11 protein-coding genes and 1 pseudogene are annotated in these 19,933 nt (G+C 66.1%); 5 read left to right on the forward strand and 7 right to left on the reverse strand.

The window, feature by feature from the left end:
- Positions 1–8 precede the first annotated feature (8 nt).
- Positions 9–1,391: an L-serine ammonia-lyase gene (locus QRM60_RS11680; protein ID WP_274347353.1), complete on the reverse strand. Its 1,383-nt coding sequence runs from the start codon at positions 1,389–1,391 to the stop codon at positions 9–11.
- An 85-nt stretch (positions 1,392–1,476) separates the two neighbouring features.
- On the opposite strand from QRM60_RS11680, the gene QRM60_RS11685 reads away from it, so the two are divergent.
- Positions 1,477–1,713, forward strand: a complete 237-nt coding sequence (locus tag QRM60_RS11685; RefSeq protein ID WP_042594683.1) for a glutaredoxin family protein — start codon at positions 1,477–1,479, stop codon at positions 1,711–1,713.
- Between the two features lie 74 nt (positions 1,714–1,787).
- On the opposite strand, the gene QRM60_RS11690 is transcribed toward QRM60_RS11685, so the two are convergent.
- Genes QRM60_RS11690 through QRM60_RS11700 form a run of 3 tightly spaced genes read right to left on the reverse strand, consistent with a single transcriptional unit; the run spans position 1,788 to position 3,605 of the window.
- Positions 1,788–2,357 carry a YceI family protein gene (locus QRM60_RS11690; RefSeq protein WP_115556500.1) on the reverse strand — a complete coding sequence of 190 codons (570 nt, stop codon included), beginning with the start codon at positions 2,355–2,357 and terminating at the stop codon, positions 1,788–1,790.
- A 10-nt stretch (positions 2,358–2,367) separates the two neighbouring features.
- Entirely contained in the window at positions 2,368–2,931 is a 564-nt protein-coding gene (locus QRM60_RS11695; protein WP_014508516.1) for a cytochrome b, read from the reverse strand.
- Complete coding sequence (locus QRM60_RS11700; RefSeq protein ID WP_115556499.1) at positions 2,928–3,605, reverse strand: YceI family protein; 678 nt, start codon at positions 3,603–3,605, stop codon at positions 2,928–2,930. Before QRM60_RS11700 ends, QRM60_RS11695 begins: the two co-directional genes overlap by 4 nt.
- A 96-nt stretch (positions 3,606–3,701) precedes the next feature.
- Between QRM60_RS11700 and QRM60_RS11705 the strand changes: the two genes are divergently transcribed.
- The 3 genes from QRM60_RS11705 (at position 3,702) to QRM60_RS11715 (ending at position 14,954) form a co-directional block, all read left to right on the forward strand.
- Complete coding sequence (locus QRM60_RS11705) at positions 3,702–7,271, forward strand: ATP-binding protein (protein ID WP_115556498.1); 3,570 nt, start codon at positions 3,702–3,704, stop codon at positions 7,269–7,271.
- A gap of 81 nt (positions 7,272–7,352) precedes the next feature.
- Positions 7,353–10,895 carry a hybrid sensor histidine kinase/response regulator gene (locus QRM60_RS11710; RefSeq protein WP_193589183.1) on the forward strand — a complete coding sequence of 1,181 codons (3,543 nt, stop codon included), beginning with the start codon at positions 7,353–7,355 and terminating at the stop codon, positions 10,893–10,895.
- A gap of 573 nt (positions 10,896–11,468) precedes the next feature.
- Positions 11,469–14,954, forward strand: a complete 3,486-nt coding sequence (locus QRM60_RS11715; RefSeq protein ID WP_285446268.1) for an ATP-binding protein — start codon at positions 11,469–11,471, stop codon at positions 14,952–14,954.
- A 380-nt stretch (positions 14,955–15,334) separates the two neighbouring features.
- Here the strand turns inward: QRM60_RS11715 and mdtD are convergent, their stop codons facing one another.
- The gene (mdtD, locus tag QRM60_RS11720; protein ID WP_042594675.1) at positions 15,335–16,756 is read right to left on the reverse strand and encodes a multidrug transporter subunit MdtD; all 1,422 of its coding nucleotides are present in this window, start codon (positions 16,754–16,756) and stop codon (positions 15,335–15,337) included.
- Between the two features lie 635 nt (positions 16,757–17,391).
- Here mdtD and QRM60_RS11725 point away from each other — a divergent pair.
- A pseudogene (locus tag QRM60_RS11725) lies at positions 17,392–17,537 on the forward strand (peptidase M28 family protein); the annotation flags it as partial.
- 210 nt (positions 17,538–17,747) lie between these two features.
- Here QRM60_RS11725 and hemE read toward each other — a convergent pair.
- Entirely contained in the window at positions 17,748–18,812 is a 1,065-nt protein-coding gene (gene hemE, locus QRM60_RS11730; RefSeq protein ID WP_285446249.1) for a uroporphyrinogen decarboxylase, read from the reverse strand.
- A 12-nt stretch (positions 18,813–18,824) separates the two neighbouring features.
- Positions 18,825–19,076, reverse strand: coding sequence for a WGR domain-containing protein (locus QRM60_RS11735; protein WP_011037968.1), 252 nt, complete (start codon positions 19,074–19,076; stop codon positions 18,825–18,827).
- Positions 19,077–19,933 lie beyond the last annotated feature (857 nt).

Here is a 19,933-nt window from a genome sequence, read left to right on the forward strand (position 1 = left end):
GCACCGACTCAACATTCGATGACATTCACCGCCAGCCCGCCACGGCTGGTTTCCTTGTACTTGTCCTGCATGTCACGGCCGGTGTCGCGCATGGTCTTGATGACCTTGTCCAGTGACACCTTGTGCTTGCCGTCGCCACGCATGGCCATGCGGCTGGCGTTGATGGCTTTCACTGCCCCCATCGCGTTGCGTTCGATGCAGGGGATCTGCACCAGCCCGCCGATCGGGTCGCAGGTCAGGCCGAGGTTGTGCTCCATGCCGATTTCCGCCGCATTCTCGATCTGCCCGGGGTTTCCGCCGAGCGCGGCGACCAGGCCGCCGGCGGCCATCGAGCAGGCCACGCCCACTTCGCCCTGGCAGCCCACTTCAGCGCCGGAAATCGAGGCGTTTTCCTTGTACAGGATGCCGATTGCCGCTGCGGTGAGCAGGAAGTCGAAAATGCGTTGTTCCGAAGCGCCCGGGCAAAAACGATCGAAGTAATGCAGCACCGAGGGAATGATGCCGGCTGCACCGTTGGTGGGCGCGGTGACCACGCGGCCGCCTGCAGCATTTTCTTCGTTGACCGCGAGTGCGTAGAGGTTGACCCAGTCCAGCGTGGTCAACGGGTCGCGCATCGCCGCTTCGGGTTTGGAGGAGAGCTCGCGGTACAGCGCGGGCGCACGGCGCGAGACGTTCAGGCCGCCGGGCAGGGTGCCTTCTTCGCGAATGCCACGTGCCACGCACGACTGCATGGCGTTCCACAGCTCCCGCAGGCCGGCGCGGATCTCGTCTTCGCTACGCCAGCTCTTTTCGTTCTCGAACATCAGTTGCGCAATGCTCAGGCCGCTGCGCGCGCACTGTGCCAGCAACTCATCGCCGCTGAGGAACGGGTAGGGCAACGGAGTCTCGTCGGCCACGATGCGGTCGTCGGCGGCGTCGTCCTGGTTGACCACGAAACCGCCGCCCACCGAGTAGTAATCGCGCGTGGCGATCACCGCTTCGTTTGCATCGTAGGCGGTGAAGCGCATGCCGTTGGTGTGGTACGGCAGCTTCTGCCGCTTGTTCATCGGCAGGTCGCGCTTTTCGTCGAAGCTGATTGCGTGCTGGCCCATCAGGTTGATGCGCTTGCTGCTGCGGATGCGCTCGAGCGTGGCGGGGATGACGTCCGGGTCGATCAGGTTCGGGCGGTGCCCTTCCAGCCCGAGCAGCACGGCCTTGTCGGTGCCATGGCCGCGCCCGGTCAATGCCAGCGAGCCGAAGACTTCGGCGCGCAGACGTGTCACCTCCTGCAAGCGGCCGGTATCGAGCAACCAGCGGTGGACGAAGCGCTCGGCGGCGCGCATCGGCCCCACGGTATGCGAGGAACTCGGACCGATACCGATCTTGAACAGGTCGAACGTACTGACAGCCATGCGTGCCGGAGAGGTGAGCAAGAAGCCCGCTATTCTAAGCGCTTGGCGATTGCAGCACGGCTGCAGCGCAGCATGAGACCCCCGCATGGCCCTGACCCTTTACCAGCGCGACGACTGCCACCTCTGCGACCAGGCCGTGGAAGTGCTGGCCCAGGCGCGCGCAGGCGCGTTCTTCAGCGTGTTCATCGACGACGATGCGGCGCTAGAGTCCGCTTATGGTCTGCGTGTGCCGGTGTTGCGCGACCCGATGGGGCGTGAGCTGGACTGGCCATTCGATGCGCCACGTCTGCGCACCTGGCTGGACGCTGCACCCCATGCATGAGAGATAAAAAAACGGCGGACCCGACGAGGTAGTCCGCCGTTCAGTGGCCGCGTCCTGGTGCGGCCGGTGGCGCGTCACTTCGCCTTGAACACCACCTTGGTGCTGATTGCCGTTTCGTTGGGAATGGTCTTGGTATCGGTCCAGTCGCCGCCGCCCACGCCGAAGTCCAGGCGCTTGACGGTGGCCTTGCCGGCCAGCACCGGCTGCGCGCCGGGCGTCCAGGTGAAGGTCAGCGTGACCGGCTTGCTGACACCGCGCAGCTCCAGGGTGCCGTCGGCGGCGTACTGGTTGCCGCCCAGCGCGCGGAATTTCTCGGCGTGGTAGCGCGCGGTGGCGAACTTGGTCACGTTGAAGAAGTCCGGCCCCTGAAGGGTGGAATCACGGTCGCCATTGCCGCTCTTGGCACCGGCCAGCGGGATGCGCACATCGAGCTTGGCGCCGGCCAGGTTGGCGGGATCGAAGCTCAGCGTGGTGTCGAAGCCCGGGAACGTACCGGTGAACACTTCGCCGTCGTACTTGCTTGCAAACACCAGCGAGGAGCCGGGCGCCTGGACATAGTCGGCGGCCAGCACCGGGGCGGCGGCGAAGGTGGCGACCAGCGCGGACGCAACCAGCAGGGGGGAGGCAAACAGCCTGGAAGACATGCGAAATCCTTTACGGTTTGGGGGAGAGCCAGCCACGCGGCAGCATGCGCGTCAGCGTGGCATCGCGTTGGAAGAGATGGTGGTAAAGCGCGGCGCCGGCATGCGCCAGGACCACGGCAATCAACAGCCAGAAGCCCCATTCGTGCACGGCGTGCGACACCGCGCGCAGCTGCTCGTCCGGTGCGCTGAGCTTGGGCACGTTGAACAGGCCGAACCAGCGGAACGGGCGCAGCCCGCTGGTGGAGTCGTACAGCCACCCGGACAGCGGCATCGCAAAGATCATCGCGTACAGCAGCCAGTGGGTGAACCCGGCGATGCGTTCCTGCCAGCTTGGCGTGCCCGGCACCGGTGGCGGGGCGCCGGCATACAGCCGCCAGCCCAGGCGGGCGATGACCAGGGCCAGCACGGTCAGGCCCACGGATTTGTGCGCGGTGTAGACCCAGAAATACTTGGGCGTCTTGGGCAGCTCGCCCATGGTCAGGCCGACGATGCCCAGCACCAGGATCAGCAGCGCGATCAACCAGTGCAGGGTCTGGCTGACGCCGCCCCAGCGCTCGACATTCTTCAGGCTCATCGGCCGCTCTCCGGATCGGTGGTCGCTGGCGCGGGTTGCTCCGGCGCGGCGGGCTCGGTGGTCTTGCTGCCATCGTCGTCGCTGTCGGCGCGGCCTTCGCGGACGGCCTCGGCTTCGATGCGTAGCTCGACGGTGTCGCCGATCATCGACTTCCAGGCATCCACGCCGAACGCGGCGCGGCTGAGCGTGGCCGTGGCCGAGAAGCCGGCGGTGCGGCGGAACGGCGGCAACGGATGCCGCTTGAGCGCATTGAGGGTGACGTCCAGCGTGACCGGGCGAGTGACCCCGTGCAGGGTGAGGTTGCCGGTGACCTTGGCGTGGGTCGCATCGCTGGCTTCGACCTTGGTGGAGACGAAATGCGCGTCAGGAAAGCGCTCGGCGTCGAGTAGGTTGCGTGCCAGGGTGGCCTCGTTCCATTTCGCATCGCCCAGGTCCGCGCGGCGCAGCGGCACGGTGACCTCGAGCGTTGCCGCCGCCCAGTCGTCCGGGTCGAACACCAGGGTGCCGCTGCTGCCGGATACGGTGCCTAGAGCCTTGGAAAACCCGGCATGTTCCACCGCGAACAGCACCCGGGTGTGGACCGGATCCAGCGCGTAGCGCACCGGCGCGGCGGTGGCGGCGAGGCTGGTCAGGACCAGGGCAGGGAAGGCCAGCAGGCGGGCGAGAGGCGTCATGGGCGGATTCTAGACACATCCCGGCAGCGCGCGCTTGGCTTGCGTTCGCAACGATCCGTTGCGAGCATGCCGGCTGGACGTGGAAAGGATGCCCACATGCGTTTGCTGTTGTTCGTCGTGCTGGTCGCGCTGCTGGGCGCCTTTCCGTGTGCGGCGAAGATTCCCGAGATCCCTCGCTTCCGGACTGTAGGTCCCAGCGACGGGCTGCCGTCCACCATGGTGATTGCGATCGGCCAGGACCGCGCGGGGTATCTATGGCTTGGCACGCTGGACGGTCTGGTGCGGTATGACGGCGCCGGGTTCAAGACGTGGAGAAACAATCCGACTGACCCGGGATCGCTGTCCTGCAATGCCGTCCAGGCGCTCCACATTGATGCGCTGGACAGGGTCTGGATTGGCTGCGGCAAGACCCTCAGCGTCATGGACGCCGCTCGCACCAGCTTTCGGCATTACCACGCTGCAGATCACCCGGCGCTAAAGGGCGGCGAGATTTACAGCATCGCCAGCTTCGATCATGCCATCTGGGCCGGCACGACGACGGGCGCATTGGTCCGTGTCGATTCCCGCGGAAAGATGTCGTCGGTGGACCTGGACGCGGTCGAAGGCGGCCTGGGTGAGTCCATCGTCATGAATCTGACCACGGACACGCGGCATCGGTTGTGGATCGGAACCAGTCATGGCCTTGCCTATTACGATGGCAAGCGGCTGCATCGCGAATACGTCCCAGGTGAGCCAAGTCGTCAGTCGGCCATCTTTGGCCTGCAATGGACCGGGGACCGGCTGTGGCTGGGGAGCGAGTCGGGTTTGCATGTCATGGGCCCGGGCGACCGATGGTTGCCGCTTCCATGGTCGAGCATGTTCGGAAACGGCAACGAATTTTGGGGCGCTGTTGCTGCGCCTGACGGTGAATTCTGGCTGGGAAGCGGACGCGGTCTGTGGCGGACGCGTGGCGAGCGCCCACCCGTGCCTGTCTTCAACGGAGAAGGCCAGCTGTCGCGGCGCAACGTTATCGGGTTGTTCGGCGCCGCCGATGGCGGTCTCTGGGTGCCGATGCACGGGACTGGCCTTGGATATCTGCCGGCCGACTGGAAACGGAGCGCGGTACTGAAGGCGGTTGCGCCCAATGGCGATGCCATTTATTGCAACCTTGCTCCGGCCAAGCGTTCCGGTGGTTTGTGGCAGGTGGATACGGAAGGCCGGCTGCTGCGTGTCGATCCAAGTAATGGGGACGTCTTTCAGACGGGAATTCAGTCGAAGCATCTGAAAGGGATGGAATTGGTCTCGACCCTGGAGGATCGCCTGCAGCGCGTGTGGATGGGCAACCTGAGTTTTGGTCTGTCACGGATGGATCTGCGTACCGGTGAATTCACGCACTGGCCATCGGACGGTACGGACCCGGCATCTGCGTTTTCTGGCGCGGAATGGCTGACCGAAGATGGCGATACGGTGTGGGTGACCTTCATCGACATGATTCAGCAGCGCGATCTGCGCACCGGCCGTGTCCTGCAACAAATTACGGCGCAGGATCCACATGGCTTGCGTGACATCACCGTGCTGCAGCTTGAGAAGGGGCCTGATGGACGCGTCTGGGTGGCCGGCGAAGGTGGAATGTTTGCCTGGGACGCCCCTTCCAACCGGTTCGTGCCGGTTACGGGCTTTGAGGGGCCGGCCATACAGGCGTTTGCCAGTCAGTCGCCCAAGGCTGTTTGGGTGTACCGATCGACCGGTGCAGAAGAGTGGCGCCAGACTGCAACGCGCTGGACGCGTGTTCGCCAAGTGGGCCAAGCCGATGGGATGACGGGATTCGATGCATCGGCGATGCAGATGGATCCACGTGGCAGGATCTGGATTTCCAGTTTGCGCGGTCTTTGGCGGATCGATCCCTCTGTCACACCAGCGCGGGTGCGTAATATCGGCACCCGGGATGGATTGACCAGTCAGGAATTCATCCAGCACTGTCTCGTGATGGTGGACGACACGTTGATCGGCGCCACCAGCGATGGCTCGACGCTCTTGCTGGATACCGCAATGCCGGATGTCCCACCTTTCGTTCCGGCATTGCAGCTGGAACAGGTGAGTGTGCTGCGCAACGGCGCGCGTAAGGTGCTGCCGGCCGATCGTCCCTTCCAGCTTGGCCCTGACGATCGGCAGCTACAAGTTGTGACGCGGCTGCTGTCCTATAACGATCCGCTGTCCAACCGTTACTGGAGCTTCTTGAAAGGCTTCGATACGGAATGGCAAGCATCGGGCAATGCAGGTCTCCGAGAATTTGCCAGCCTGCCTGCGGGCACCTACGAACTTGCTTTGCAAGGCGTTGATCCGCTGGGCAACCGCTCGCAGGTGCGATCGCTGCGATTCACCGTCAACCCGCCCTGGTGGCGTAGCCGTCTCGGCATCGCCGTGATGGTCTTGGTCGGCATGATGTTGGGTGTCTTGCTCGCCGCCGCTTATCGCCGGCGCGTGCGTATGCGTGCGCAATGGCAACTGGCGCAGCACAAGCGTGAGCTCGCCGAACAGGCCTCGCAGGCGAAGACGCGTTTTCTGGCGACGCTTGGGCATGAAGTGCGCACCCCCATGACCGGCGTGCTGGGCATGAGTGAGTTGTTGCTGCAAACGCCGTTGGATGGGCGCCAGCAGGGCTATGCCAGTGCGATCCAGTCGGCGGGCAAGCACTTGCTGCGGCTGGTCAACGATGCGCTGGATCTGGCGCGTATCGAGGCGGGCAAGCTGGCGTTGGACGATCGCGATTTCGATCTGCGTCAGTTGATCCGGCAGGTGGTCGACCTGGTGCGGCCCAGTGCCGAACAGAAGCAGCTTGTGTTCGAGTGCCACCTGGATGAGAGCCTGCCGCGCGCGCTGCATGGCGATGCGAACCGGGTCCAGCAGATCCTGCTCAACCTGTTGTTCAACGCGGTCAAGTTCACCGAGCGCGGGCAGGTGCGCCTGCGCGTGTTACCCCTGCAGGCTGGCGACGGCATCCGCGTGGAGGTCAGCGACACCGGGCCAGGCATGAGTGAAGAGCAGCGTGGGCGGCTGTTCCAGCGTTTCGAACAAGCCGAAGGAGGGCGCACGACCACGCGGCATGGGGGCAGCGGGCTGGGCTTGGCGATCTGTCGTGAGTTGGCAGCGGCGATGGGCGGGTCGGTGGGCGTCAGTAGCGCGTTGGGCCAGGGCGCCTGTTTCGTGGTGGAGCTGCCGCTGCGCTGGGTGAGCACGCCGGCGCCTTCGACCGCCGCGGTGGCACGTGCGGTTCCGCCGGTGCACCAGGCGCCGCTGCAGTTGTTGCTGGTCGAAGACGACGTGACCGTGGCGCAGGTGATTGTTGGCCTGCTGCAGGGGCGCGGGCATCACGTCACGCACGTGTTGCATGGCCTTGCGGCATTGGCCGAGGTGAGCGCGCGCAGCTTCGACGCGGGCCTGTGCGACCTGGACCTGCCTGGGCTTGATGGCGCGGCGCTGGTGGCGCAGCTGCGCGCACGCGGCGTGCGCTTCCCGATCGTGGCGGTAACCGCGCGCGCCGATGCCGATGCCGAACCGCAGGCGCTGGCCGCCGGATGCAATGGGTTCTTGCGCAAGCCGCTCACCGGTGACCTGCTGGCACAGGCCTTGGCCCAGGTCCTGGCCGACGATGCGATGGACCAGGCGCCGCCGGAGACGCCGGTCTGAGTCCTGAACGCCAGCGTGCGGGTACAGTGCGACTGGCGGATGGCATTGGGGAATGCAGGGACGATGGGGATCACAGTGCAGATGCGGAAACATGCCAGCTGGGTGCTGGCGGCGGTGCTGCTGCTGATGGGCGCGAGTGCGCTGGCGGCAGAGCAGATCGAAACACCACGCATGCGCCGGTTCGGTCCGGGCGATGGCTTGCCCTCTCGCATGGTGCTGGCCTTGGCACAGGACCGGCAAGGCTATGTCTGGGCCGCGACCAGCGATGGGCTGGCGCGCTATGACGGCATCGGCTTGCAGGTGTGGCAGCACGACCCACTGAGCGCGCGCTCGATCCCCGGCAACGAAGTGGAAACGCTGCTGGTCGATGACCGCGACAGGGTTTGGCTGGGCATCAATGGCTCGCCGCTGGCCATGTTCGATGCCGAGCGCGAGGGCTTTGTCAGCTTTCCCGCCGTCAGCAACGCCTGCGCCGGTCAGGTGTGGGCGCTGGCACAGGCGCAGGGCGCACTCTGGATCGGAACCAGCAACGGTGGCCTGTGCAGGCGCGAAGAAGACGGCCGGCTCACGGTGTTCCGTGCCACGCCCAATGCGCCGGACGGGCTGCCAAGCGACACCATCATGAGCATGCTGACCGACGCACGCGGCCGGTTGTGGATCGGCACCGGCAGCGGGCTGGTGGTGCGCGATGGCGAGCGTTTCGTGCGCATTGCGCCCGAGCGCCTGAGTGCCACGGTCTTCAAGCTCAGCAAGGATCCGGATGGCACGTTGTGGGTCGGCAGCAGCAAGGGCCAGTACCGGGTCACGCCCGCTGGCGTGCTGGAGCCTGCGCCGTGGAAGGGCGCGGAGAACGTGCGCGCCGGGACCGTGGTGCACGACGTCCACGGGGGCTACTGGGTCGCTGCCGCCGACGGGTTCTTTCGCGTGGCCCCCGGAGAGACCGCGTTGCGGGTCATGGAGGGCGACCGTGGCAGCGGATTTCTCACCGCAGAAAGTGGCGTGCTCGATCTGCTGCAGGATCGCCAGGGCGGGCTGTGGCTGGGGCTGATTTCGCAGGGCCTGGCCTATCTGCCGCCGGACTGGCAGCGCTTTTCCACCATCTTGCAGACCCAGGGCAAACCGCTGGAAAGCCTGTACCTGGTCAATGCCGCTGCCGATGGCGACAGTTTTCTGGTGACCACCGGCGACGGGGTGTATCGGCTTGGTGCACAGGGCGACGTGGTGCCGGTGGTACACAGCGCGGCGCTCGGGGGTGGCACTGTGCAATCGGTGTTGCCCAACGCCGACGGCAGCCTGTGGATTGCGCTGCGGGATGACGTCACCCACTACGTCCCTGCGACCGGCAAAAAGCGCCGGCTTGGGCTGCAAGTTAACCAGGACAAGAGCCAGCGACCGGAGTTGATGGCGCGCGGGATCGATGGCGAGTTCTGGCTGTCGATCGTGGAAGGCGGCGTGCAACGGCGTGCCGCAGACGGGCGCCTGCTGGCGGAGTTCCGCTTCGGGACCGATCTCAGCGAAGTCGGGGGCATGGTGCAGCAGCTCACCATCCGGCCAGACGGCTCGGCCTGGGTAGCGGCTGGCGATGGCCTATGGGTCTGGCAGGGCGAGCGCTTCCGCCGGGTGATCGACGATGCCGAGCATGAGGTCTATGCACTGGCATTCGTGTCGCCACGCGAGTTCTGGGCCGGGCGCCCCGGGGCGCTTGAGCGATATGGTTGGGATGGTCACAAAGCCACGCTGCTTGAGCGCGTGGGCCATGCGCAGGGGATGCCGGCCACCGAGATCCGTGGCCTAGCGCTAGGGGGCACGGACACTGTGTGGGCCACCACCTCGCGTGGCTTGTTCGCCTACCGACGCGGCCAACCGCAGGTGCGCATGTTCGGTCAACGCGACGGCCTGCCGGACAGCGAATTTTCGATGCGTCCGCCAGTGACCGGCCCCAGCGGGCAGGTGTTGGCGCTGACCACCAGCGGCATCGTGTTGTTCGATCCCACGCGGCCGTTCGCCCCGGTGCCGCAGGCGCAGTTGGTGATCCAGTCGGTACAGGTACGCCGCAACGATGCCGAACGCCCGCAGCAGGTGCCACACAAGCGGCCGATCGTGCTGCAGGCCCGTGACCGCGACCTGCGCATCAGCGCACGGCTCCTGTCGTTCGTGGATCCGGGGCTTGCCCGTTATCGCTATCGCGTGGACGGCTACGACGAGCGTTGGGTGGAGCAGGGCGCAACCGGCGAGCGTGTCATCTCGCGGTTGCCGCCGGGCGACTACCAGGTGCAGGTACAGGCACGCGCAGGCACCGGCGACTGGGTCGCCGCACCAGCGTTGACGCTGCAGGTGCAGCCACCGTGGTGGCTGAGTCCGGCGGCGCAGATGGTCGCGGCGGCGGTGTGCTTGTTGTTGTTCGGTCTGGGTGTGTGGGCGTGGCGGCGGCGGGTGCGGCGTCAGCAGGAATGGGTGCTGGCGCGGCAGCGTCAGCAGCTAGCCGAGCAGGCATCGATTGCCAAGTCGAACTTCCTGGCAACGCTGGGGCATGAAGTGCGCACGCCCATGACCGGCGTGCTGGGCATGAGCGAGTTGCTGCTGGCCACGCCGCTAGACGCAAAACAGCGCGGCCATGTCGATGCGATCCGCAAGGCGGGTGCGCATCTGCTGCGGCTGGTCAACGACGCGCTGGATCTGGCGCGCATCGAGGCCGGCAAGCTGGAACTGGTGCAACAGCCGTTCGAGCCGTCGCAGCTAGCCCAGGAACTGGCCGATTTCATGCATCCCATCGTTGAGGCACGCGGCCTGCGCTTTCACTATCGCAATCAGCTGCCCGCCGCGCTGGTGGTGGTGGGCGATGCCACGCGCGTGCGCCAGATCCTGATCAACCTGCTGGGTAATGCGATCAAGTTCGCCGAGCGCGGCGAGGTGGGGCTCACCGTCAGCCAGCATGGCGACTGCCTGCGTTTCAAGGTGCGCGATTCCGGGCCGGGCATCGGACCGGAGCAACAAAAACGCCTATTCCAGCGCTTCGAACAGGGCGAGGGCGCGCGCACCAATGCGCGCTACGGGGGCAGCGGATTGGGCCTGGCCATTTCGCAGGAACTCACCGTGGCGATGAAGGGCAAGATTCGCGTGCGCAGCCGGCTCGGGGTCGGCACCCAGTTCACGGTGGATCTGCCGTTGCCGATCGACCGCTCGCCCCTGCGTCCGGTCGCCGGTGAGGCGCGAACGCCAGCCGGCGCACCGCTGCGCATCCTGCTGGTGGAAGACGACCCCACTGTGGCCGAGGTGATCAGCGGCCTGTTGGCCGGGCGCGGCCATCGGGTGGTGCATGCCGCACACGGTTTGGCGGCCTTGTCCGAAGCGGTCGACGGCGAGTTCGATGTGGCGCTGCTGGACCTGGATCTGCCCGGGCTGGACGGCTTCGCGCTGGCGGCGCAACTGCGTCGGCTCGGGCACGCATTCCCACTGCTGGCGGTGACCGCACGCGCCGATGGCGACGCACAAACCCAGGCACAGGCCGCCGGATTCGATGGGTTCCTGCGCAAGCCGGTCACTGCCGACATGCTGGTCGAAGCGATCGCCGCCGTGCAGGCGGTGGCACGCGAGCGTGACCGGGCAACGCCGCTGCTTGGGTGACTTGTCGACGTCGGTCACTGGCGATCTTCTACTGGCGAGCGGATGTGAAACCCGGCGCAGCGCTGGTCAACGCGGCGCCGAGCGGTAGTGCAACGCTTCGATTCGCCCAGCAATGCGTGGCGACGATCGCACTCGGCAGTAGTCGATCCTGTGGCGGTAGAGCTGCCACTCGACTAGGACCCACGTGATGCGTCCCGCGTCGGTAACGACATGCGCGCTGCTTGGCCGCGGGCTGCCGGCCTGATCCGGGCAAGCCGGTGACGCTACTAACGCAGCGCTATGCGTTTGCAAGTACAGATGCCTCGCTGCTGGCGCGGCTCGGTAAGACACTGCACGCACGCAGCCGATGGCCCAGCGGAGCAGTGCGGTGCGCAACCCGTCGCGGATTGCCAGCGTGAACGCTTGAGGTTGCTCGCGCTTGCCGGCGCAGCGCGTGGCCCGCACTATGCGGCGACTTGTCGTGAAACGTGTCCAGTGCGCCTTTTTCCGTCTGTTCTCCATTGGGTTGTCGCCTTATTGCTGCTGGGCCTGTGCGTGACCGTGTCACCGGCACTGGCCACGCGTGCGCCGGTGATGCCGGTGCCCAATCAGGTCACGGTTGCAGACGGGTTGCCATCGGACGTCATTGGTGAACTGGCCGAAGACAAGCAGGGCTACCTATGGCTGGCCAGCGACGACGGGCTGGCCCGCTTCGATGGGCGTAATTACCGCATCTGGCGGATGGAAGAAGGCCTGACCGGTAACGCGATCTGGACCATCTGCGTCGATCAGGACAACCGGGTCTGGATGGGCTTTGAAAATGGCGGTGCCGGTTTTCTCGAAGCCAAGACACGCACCTTCAAGCCCCTGGAGAATGCGCAGTTCCCCGAATTGCGCCAGATCACGGTGTGGTCCCTGGCGCAGACCCCGAACGGCGACATCTGGCTTGGCACTGCAGCGAACGGGCTGTATCGCCGCCGCCCCGATGGCAGCATGCAGCAATTCTTGAATGTGCCCGGCGACTCGGCCAGCCTGCCCGCCGACGCGGTGAACGCACTCCGGGTGGCGCCCAACGGGACGCTGTGGATTGCAACCCCGGGCGGGCTGGTGCGCTGGGACGGCAAGCAGTTCACGCGTGTGGCGCTGCCGGGAAGCAGTCAGACGGTGGGCCGGCTGCGTCTGGAGCGCGATGGCAATACGTTGTGGGTGACCGATGGAGCAGGCGAGCTGTTTCGCCTGGATGCCGAGGGGCGTTTCAGTCCCCATCCGTGGCAAAACCTGCCCGCGAACCAGCGTGTCTACAACGTCTTGTTGCGCGATCGTCGTGGGCGCTATTGGCTCGATACCAACGCCGGCATGGCGCTGTCTGAGACCGGCACCGACGTGGTCCGCGTGCCGATCTACAGTTTCACTGCGCACAGTTTGGTGAATCGCAATTGGATCGACTCCTACGAGGATCGGGAAGGCGGGCTGTGGTTTGCCGCGCTGGAAGGCGGCCTGTGGCACCTGCTGCCGCATTGGGACACTTTTGCGGTGTTGGCGCATCGCCCCAAGGAGCCTCACTCGCTGGCCAATACGTCAGTTCTGGCGACTGTCGCCTCGGCCTCGGGCGGGGTGTGGCTGGTCGGCAGCAAAGGTGTGCTGGAACGGCTCGACCCTGCCACCGGCCGCTTGCAGACGCATCTGGAGCACATCGACCCGCTGCATCCGCCCGACTCGGTCTTCGAGGACACACGTGGGGTGGTCTGGATTGGCGTGGAAGGCACGCTGGTGCGCTACGACCCGCGGACCCGGCAGGTCAAACGGTTGCCCATCCGTGCAGATGTGGCACCTGATGCCGAGGGGGCCGCCGATCGCCCCTTGTGGATGGCAGAGGATGGGCAGGGGCAGCTGTGGGTGTCGGTGCTCGAATACGGCCTGCAGCTGCGCGATGCACAGGGCACCCTGGTGCGGACCATCGTCAACGGCACGCATGGGCTGGAGCCGCTGACCATTCTGGACATCGGCACCGGCCCGGACGGCCAGGTCTGGCTGTCCAACAATGCCGGTCTGCGGCGCTGGGACCCGCGTGCGGATCGGTTTGTGCCGGTTCCCGGTGCGCCGTCCCAGGCCACCTATGTGTTTCGGTTCGCCGAAGGCGGCGTGGTCTGGCTGGGCGTGGTCGGCGAAATACGCCGGTATCTGTGGGACGGCACCCAGCTCAAGCTGCTGGACAGCATCGGCAAGGACCAGGAATTCCCGATGGTGGCGCCCAACGGGTTGGTGGTCCATGCCGGTGGGGTGGCGTGGGTGTCGAGCCAGCGTGGGCTGATCCGGATCGACCCCGGCAGCAAATTGGTGCGCGTGTACGGCGTGCACGACGGCCTGCCCAACCCGCTGATGATCAACCGGACACTGGTGCAGGCCACTGGCGGGCAGATTGTCGGTGCGGCGCCGGATGGGGTGGTGGTGTTCGATCCCACCGCGATGCATCCCAATACCCGCAGGCCACCACTGCTCATCGAGCGCGTTGGGGTACGGCGTGGCGAGCGTGGTCTCGACATCACCGGGCAGGAGCCGCTCACCATTCTTGACGACGACCGCGACCTGCACATCGTTGCGCGCATGCCCACCTTTACGCATCCAGATTCGTCCAGTTACCGCTTCCGCCTCAGTGGCTACGACCCGGATTGGATCGATGTCGGCCCCAGCGGCGAGCGCCTGTTCTCGCGCCTGCCACCGGGCGACTACACGCTGGAAGTGCAGGGCCGCACTGCCGACGGCATCTGGTCGGCCAGCCAGACGCTGACGTTCCAGGTGCTGCCGCCGTGGTGGCGTAGTCCGTGGGGGTTGGTGCTGCTCACCCTGCTGGCGCTGTGTGTCGTGGTGGCGGTGGTGCTGCTGTATCGCCGCCGCCTGCGCCGCCTCAATGCCTGGCAGCTGGCCGTGCACAAGCAGGAGCTGGCCGAGCAGGCGTCGCTGGCCAAGACACGCTTCCTGGCCACGCTCGGCCATGAGGTCCGCACGCCGATGACCGGTGTGCTGGGCATGAGCGAGCTATTGCTGAAGACCCAGCTGGACCACAAGCAGCGCAGCTATACCGAATCGATCCGGCGCGCCGGCTCGCATCTGCTGCGGCTGGTCAACGATGCGCTGGATCTGGCGCGCATCGAGTCCGGTCGCCTGGAGCTGGATCTGCAGCCGTTTTCGGTGCGCCAGCTGGTGGCCGAAGTGGAAGCGCTGATGGCGCCGCTGGCGCAGGAGCGTGGGCTGCGTTTCAGCCTGGAAGTCGGATTGCTTGGCGACATTACCGCCAGCGGCGACCCCACCCGTATTCGCCAGATCCTGCTCAACCTGCTCAGCAACGCGATCAAGTTCACCGAGCGCGGCGTGGTCGGGCTCAAGCTCAGCACGCTCGGTTCCTACCAGGGGCTGCGCTTCGAGGTGGCCGATACCGGGCCGGGCATCAATGCCGACCAGAAGGCGCGCCTGTTCCAGCGCTTCGAGCAGGGCGATGGCGCCAAGACCACCTCGCGCTACGGCGGCAGCGGCCTGGGCCTGGCCATCTGCCAGGAGCTGGCGATGGCGATGGGCGGGCATATCGAAGTGATCAGCCGCCTGGGCGCAGGTACGCGCTTTGTCGTCGACCTGCCGCTGCGCTGGGTTGCCTCCAATGCCGTGCTGGCCGGCGAGGTGGCACGCGACAGCGCAAACGTGGCGCCCTTGCGCATCCTGCTGGTGGAAGACGAACCCACCATCGCCGAGGTCATCGTGGGCCTGTTGCGTGCGCAAGGGCACTCGGTGGTGCACGCACCGCACGGGTTGGCCGCCCTCACCGAGGCCGCGGATAACGCATTCGATCTGGCACTGCTGGATCTGGATCTGCCCGGGCTGGACGGGTTCGCACTGGCGCGGCAGTTGCGCGTGTTTGGCTATGACATGCCGCTGATTGCGGTGACCGCACGCTCCGACGAAGCCGCCGAACCCACCGCGCAGCAGGCAGGCTTCGACAGTTTCCTGCGCAAACCGCTCACCGGCGACATGCTGGCCGATACGATTGCCGACGCGTTACGGCGAGTGCGTCCGCGCGAGGAGTTGTAGCGCGGGCTTGGTGCGCGATGCAGAGATTGCCCTCGGCTTCGCAGGGCATGCCATCCACGAAAAAAGCGAGAGCGTCGTTCGCTTGTCCAAGTGCTGAAGCAGCATGCCGCCTGCATCCGTTGCCGGTGCGTTTCGGCTGGGGAGCGTGGCCGGCTATGCATTAGGTGGTGAGGCGTAAGTGCACGTGTCCGCGATGCCACGCGCATCAGAACGCGCCAGCGTGACTGATAGCTGGCGGCGTGATGGCGGGATGCGCAAACGCGCCGAAATTGTGGGCGCCCACTGCAGTCACGTAGCCGCCGTAACGAGCACCGCACGCGCATGCCGCGGCAGCAATCAACTGCCATGAGCGCGGCACCACCCGCATCACCCAAGCCTGCTCACTCGGCAACTTCCTCCACTTGCTTGGGATGCGGCAGCGTTTCGGCCAGCTGCCAGAAGATCAGCGTCGACGACAAGGTGATCGCGCCGACGCACAGGAAGGTGGCGTGCAACGCCGCAGTAGCGCCGTGGCTGTCGCCAAGATGCGTGTTGAACGCCGCCAGCAAGCTACCTGCCGCTGCCGCGCCGAACCCGGTAGCCAGCATCATCACCATCGACAGCAGGCTGTTGCCAGGGCTGGCCTGGTCACGGTCCAGGTCGCGCAAGGTCACCGTGTTCATGACGGTAAATTGCAGTGAGTTCACTGCGCCGAAGCAGGCCAGCTGCAGCACCCGCAGCCACAGCGGCTGGCCCGCACTGATCAGCGCGAAGCTGGCCATCGCCAGGCCCACCAGCACGGTGTTGAGCATCAGGATGCGGCGGTAGCCGAAGCGGCCGACCAGCTTCACCGCAGCGCGCTTGGCAGCCATGCCGGCCAGCGCCACCGGCACCATCATCAGCCCGGCATTCATCGGGCTCATGCCCAGGCCCACCTGCAGCAGCAGCGGGATCAGGAACGGCATCGAGCCGCTGCCGACGCGCGCGAACAGATTGCCCAGAATGCCGATGCGGTAACTGGCCACCTTGAACAACGCCAAGGGGAACAGCGCCGCCGGCGCGCTGGCCGCATGCAGCCAATAGCCGGCCAGCGCGGCCAGCCCGCCGATCGCCAGTAACATCACGAACGCATGCCGCAGGCCAAGCTCGGCAATGCCGTCCAACGCCAGCGAGAGCGCCACCATGCCGAACGCCAGCATCAGATAGCCGACCAGATCGAAGCGCTTGCGTGCGTCGCCGTAATGGTCCGGCATGATCTTCAGTGCGGCGATGAATCCGATCACGCCGATCGGCAGATTGATCAGAAACACCCAGTGCCAGGAGGCGATCTCCACCAGCCAGCCGCCCAGCGTCGGCCCGATCAGCGGCCCGATCAGCGCCGGGATCGCGATGAAGCTCATCGCCCGCAGGAAGTCGGCGCGCGCCACGGTCTTCAGCACCGCCAGCCGGCCGACCGGCAGCAACATCGCACCGCCAATGCCTTGCACCACGCGTGCGGCCACCAGCTGCGGCAACTGCTGCGCGGCGGCGCACAGCAGCGAGCCCAGCGTGAACACGATGATCGCGGCGAGGAAGGTGCGGCGCGTGCCGAAACGGTCGGCGATCCAGCCCGAGGCCGGGATGAACATCGCCACCGCCAACGCATAGCTGAAGACCACCGACTGCATCTGCAGCGGACTCTCGCGCAAGCTGCGCGCCATCGACGGCAGCGCCGTATTGACGATGGTCGCATCCAGCATCTGCATGAAGATGGCCAGCGACACCAACCACAACAGCGGCTTGATGGTGTCATAGGCGCGCATGACGGGAACGGGCTGAGACATGGGAGCTCCGTCGAGAGGACGAAGCATTATCCCCGCCGCGCTGTGCAGGAACTCAGAAGGGTGTGCGCATTTGCGGGGCTTTATCCAGCGATGGGTTGGTTGTGCTCTCGACTGCGCCGCACCGGGGCCGGTATTCGGTGTCTATCTCCCTGTCTGGTGGGCCCAGCGGTTGCGCAAGGCTGCATTGATCGTCGACTTAACTTGCCGCCGATCACGCAGTGCCGTGTGGTAGCAAACGTTTTGGCGTCTGCGTCGTTGCCTTATGCGCTCAACGGTTGCGCAGGGCTTCATTGATCGGCGTCTTGGTTGTGCCGTCCATCGCGGCGGGCAGTCCAGGTGTTCGGCGTCTGCGCCTCAACCTTGCGTGCTCAACGTTTGTGCGGAGCGTGACCAATCGATGAGTGGGTGGTGCTGCCGATCGCGCGGTGCCGCGCCGACGTTCGGCATTTGCCAGTATCTTGGTGTTCCCAACGGTCGTGCGGGACTGCATCGATTGATGGCTTGGTTGTGCTGTTGAACGCTGCACCGAGGCCAAGCGTTCGGCGTTTACGCCGGTGCTTTTGCGCCCAGCCGTGTCCACGATGGATCTGTTGCAAGCCGCGCACGCCTGTCCGCAGGCGCGTGATCCGGTCGCACCGCACACTGGGATCACCCGTTTCGATCAAGGCTTGACCCCGGTACCCGCAGTGGCATTGTCGGGGCCCGATACTAACCAGTTGGCACGCCTGGCGGCCCTGGTAGCACACGCGTGCGGCTGGCGCTGGATTGCGGCTGGGATGGCAAACGCAGGGCGGCACGTTCGCCGCCAGCTTGGCGCATGTCAGAAGGCTTGCTTGAGCACCACGTCCATGAGGTCGATGAGTTAGGGCGTGCCTTGTCAGTCGCTGTCGCATCGCGCGGACAGCATCCCATCGCACGACATCGGTCGTCACCATGGGCCAGACCGACGTCGTGCACGATCGACAGCAGTGGCTGTCGATCGCTTGCTACCTCACCGCTTGCTCAGCGTCTGCACCGCTTCCACCAGCACGCCAACGTGATCCGGATTCATGTCCGGCGACATGCCGTGGCCGAGGTTGAAGACATGACCTTCGCGCGAGCCGCCGTTGCCGTACGCGTAGCTGTCCAGGGTCTTGCCGACTTCGCTGCGGATCGCCTCTGGCGAGCCGTACAGCGTGGCCGGGTCCAGGTTGCCTTGCAGGGCGACACGGCCGCCGGCGCGCTCGGCGGCGTCGGCCAGCGAGATCGTCCAGTCCACACCCACCGCCTCGGCACCGCTGGCGGCCAGCTCGGACACATAGGCGCCATTGCCCTTGCCGAACAGCACCAGCGGGGTGCGCTCTTCACCGCTGCCGCGCTCCAGTTCCCGGGCGATGCGCGTGAGGTAGGGCAAGGAGAATTCGCGGTACATCGCCGGCGACAACACGCCGCCCCAGGTATCGAACACCTGCAGCGCCTGCGCACCGGCCGCGCGCTGTGCGGACAGGTAGGCGATCACCGCATCGGTGACGGTGCTGAGCAGGTGGTGCAGCAGCTGCGGCGCGTTGAAGGCCATGGCCTTGATGCGCGCGTATTCCTTGCTGCCGCCGCCTTCGATCATGTAGCAGGCCAGCGTCCACGGGCTGCCGGAGAAGCCGATCAACGGTACCGCGCCATCTAGCTCGCGGCGGATCAAGCGCACCGCGTCCATCACGTAGCGCAGCTCGGTTTCCATGTCCGGCACGCCGAGGCGATGGATGGCGTCGGCATCACGCACCGGGTGGCGGAATTTGGGGCCTTCGCCTTCGACGAAATACAGCTCCAGCCCCATCGCATCGGGGATGGTCAGGATGTCGGAGAACAAGATCGCCGCATCCAGCGGAAAGCGCTCCAGCGGCTGCAGGGTGACTTCGCAGGCGATGTCCGGATTCTTGGCCATGCCCAGGAAACTGCCGGCGCGCGCGCGGGTGGCACGGTATTCCGGCAAATAGCGGCCGGCCTGGCGCATCAGCCAGACGGGGGTGCGGTCCACGGGCTGGCGGCGCAGGGCACGCAACAGACGGTCGTTCTTGAGCATGGAGGTGATTCCTCAGCGCGGCGCGTCGGCGCCGCCGGTGATGACATGGAAGCCGCGTTTGAGCTGGGTGTCGCGGGCCTTTTCGAAGGCCCGGTCCGCCTCGTCCTGCAGCAGGTATTGGTCGCGTCGCAGTTGCGTGCGCCCGCCAATCTGGCCGCTCTCGCGCAGCAGTTCCCAGCCACCGAACAGATCCGGTTGCAGGGTCAGCTGGACGTAGCGAAGCGGCTCGTTGCCGCCCGGATCGTGTTGCAGGAGGATGCGCATGGGCCAATTGTAGCCGGGCGCTGCTGAAGGCTGCGTTGGCTGGGTGCGGGGCGATTGCCGTGATCGCGAAGGCCTTGCGTGTGGGGCGCCGGGCGGCTGGAAGGGGCGGCTTGCGGATGAGCGGCGGGTTGTCAGCGACAGAGACAGGGGGACGGCGCCGCGTAATGGCAGTGCCTTTGCGAGCGCATGCAGTGAACGTGCAGCGTCTGTTGAGTTGCCTGGCAGGCCAGGCAGGGCATGACCCATCAGATCGATGGTGCTCTGTAGGAGCGCGCTTGCGCGCGAGGGGCGTTACCGGCGAAAGCCCCATCGCGCGCAAGCGCGCTCCTACAAAGACGGGATATTGGCGCTGCGATTGCGTAGTGGTGCCTGCAGATGTGTGGTGGCCTGCGTGCAGCCGGCGAGCAGATTCGTTAGGTGCCTGGGCAACGTGGTCGATCAGGGCGATGGCTACGCGTAGGAGCGCGCTTGCGCGCGATGGGCTTTACCGGGGAAGCCCTATCGCGCGCAAGCGCGCTCCTACAGGTTCGGGGTGTATGCGCTGGAGTTGTCTGGCTATTGCTGCAGATGTGTGGCGGCGGTCTGGCGGCCGGCAAAGCACCTTCGTTAGGTTCCTGGGCAACGTGGTCGACCAGGGCGATGGCCGTGTGTAGGAGCGCGCTTGCGCGCGATGGGCGTTCCCGGAAAGGCGTCGCGCGCGATGGGCGTCCCAGGGAAGGCGTCTCGCGCGCAAGCGCGCTCCTACGAGGGCGGGCATGTCGACGCGGCTACTTGCGGGCGTAACGCGGCACCCAGCATTCCGCGCCCGCTACACGTGACCACCGCAGCCGGCGCTCCACGCGGGGCGCACCGGGCCG

Origin of the sequence: Xanthomonas sp. fls2-241-TYG-148, from assembly GCF_030208815.1 — a bacterium.
GTDB classification, from domain to species: domain Bacteria; phylum Pseudomonadota; class Gammaproteobacteria; order Xanthomonadales; family Xanthomonadaceae; genus Xanthomonas; species Xanthomonas campestris.

Excerpts from the sequence above, each read along its gene's own strand:
- mdtD (WP_042594675.1), bottom strand. The coding sequence starts at position 16,756 with ATGTCTCAGCCCGTTCCCGTCATGCGCGCCTATGACACCATCAAGCCG.
- QRM60_RS11710 (WP_193589183.1), top strand. The coding sequence starts at position 7,353 with ATGCGGAAACATGCCAGCTGGGTGCTGGCGGCGGTGCTGCTGCTGATG.
- QRM60_RS11705 (WP_115556498.1), top strand. The coding sequence starts at position 3,702 with ATGCGTTTGCTGTTGTTCGTCGTGCTGGTCGCGCTGCTGGGCGCCTTT.
- QRM60_RS11690 (WP_115556500.1), bottom strand. The coding sequence starts at position 2,357 with ATGTCTTCCAGGCTGTTTGCCTCCCCCCTGCTGGTTGCGTCCGCGCTG.
- QRM60_RS11735 (WP_011037968.1), bottom strand. The coding sequence starts at position 19,076 with ATGCGCATCCTCCTGCAACACGATCCGGGCGGCAACGAGCCGCTTCGC.
- hemE (WP_285446249.1), bottom strand. The coding sequence starts at position 18,812 with ATGCTCAAGAACGACCGTCTGTTGCGTGCCCTGCGCCGCCAGCCCGTG.
- QRM60_RS11700 (WP_115556499.1), bottom strand. The coding sequence starts at position 3,605 with ATGACGCCTCTCGCCCGCCTGCTGGCCTTCCCTGCCCTGGTCCTGACC.
- QRM60_RS11685 (WP_042594683.1), top strand. The coding sequence starts at position 1,477 with ATGGCCCTGACCCTTTACCAGCGCGACGACTGCCACCTCTGCGACCAG.
- QRM60_RS11695 (WP_014508516.1), bottom strand. The coding sequence starts at position 2,931 with ATGAGCCTGAAGAATGTCGAGCGCTGGGGCGGCGTCAGCCAGACCCTG.
- QRM60_RS11680 (WP_274347353.1), bottom strand. The coding sequence starts at position 1,391 with ATGGCTGTCAGTACGTTCGACCTGTTCAAGATCGGTATCGGTCCGAGT.
- QRM60_RS11715 (WP_285446268.1), top strand. The coding sequence starts at position 11,469 with ATGCCGGTGCCCAATCAGGTCACGGTTGCAGACGGGTTGCCATCGGAC.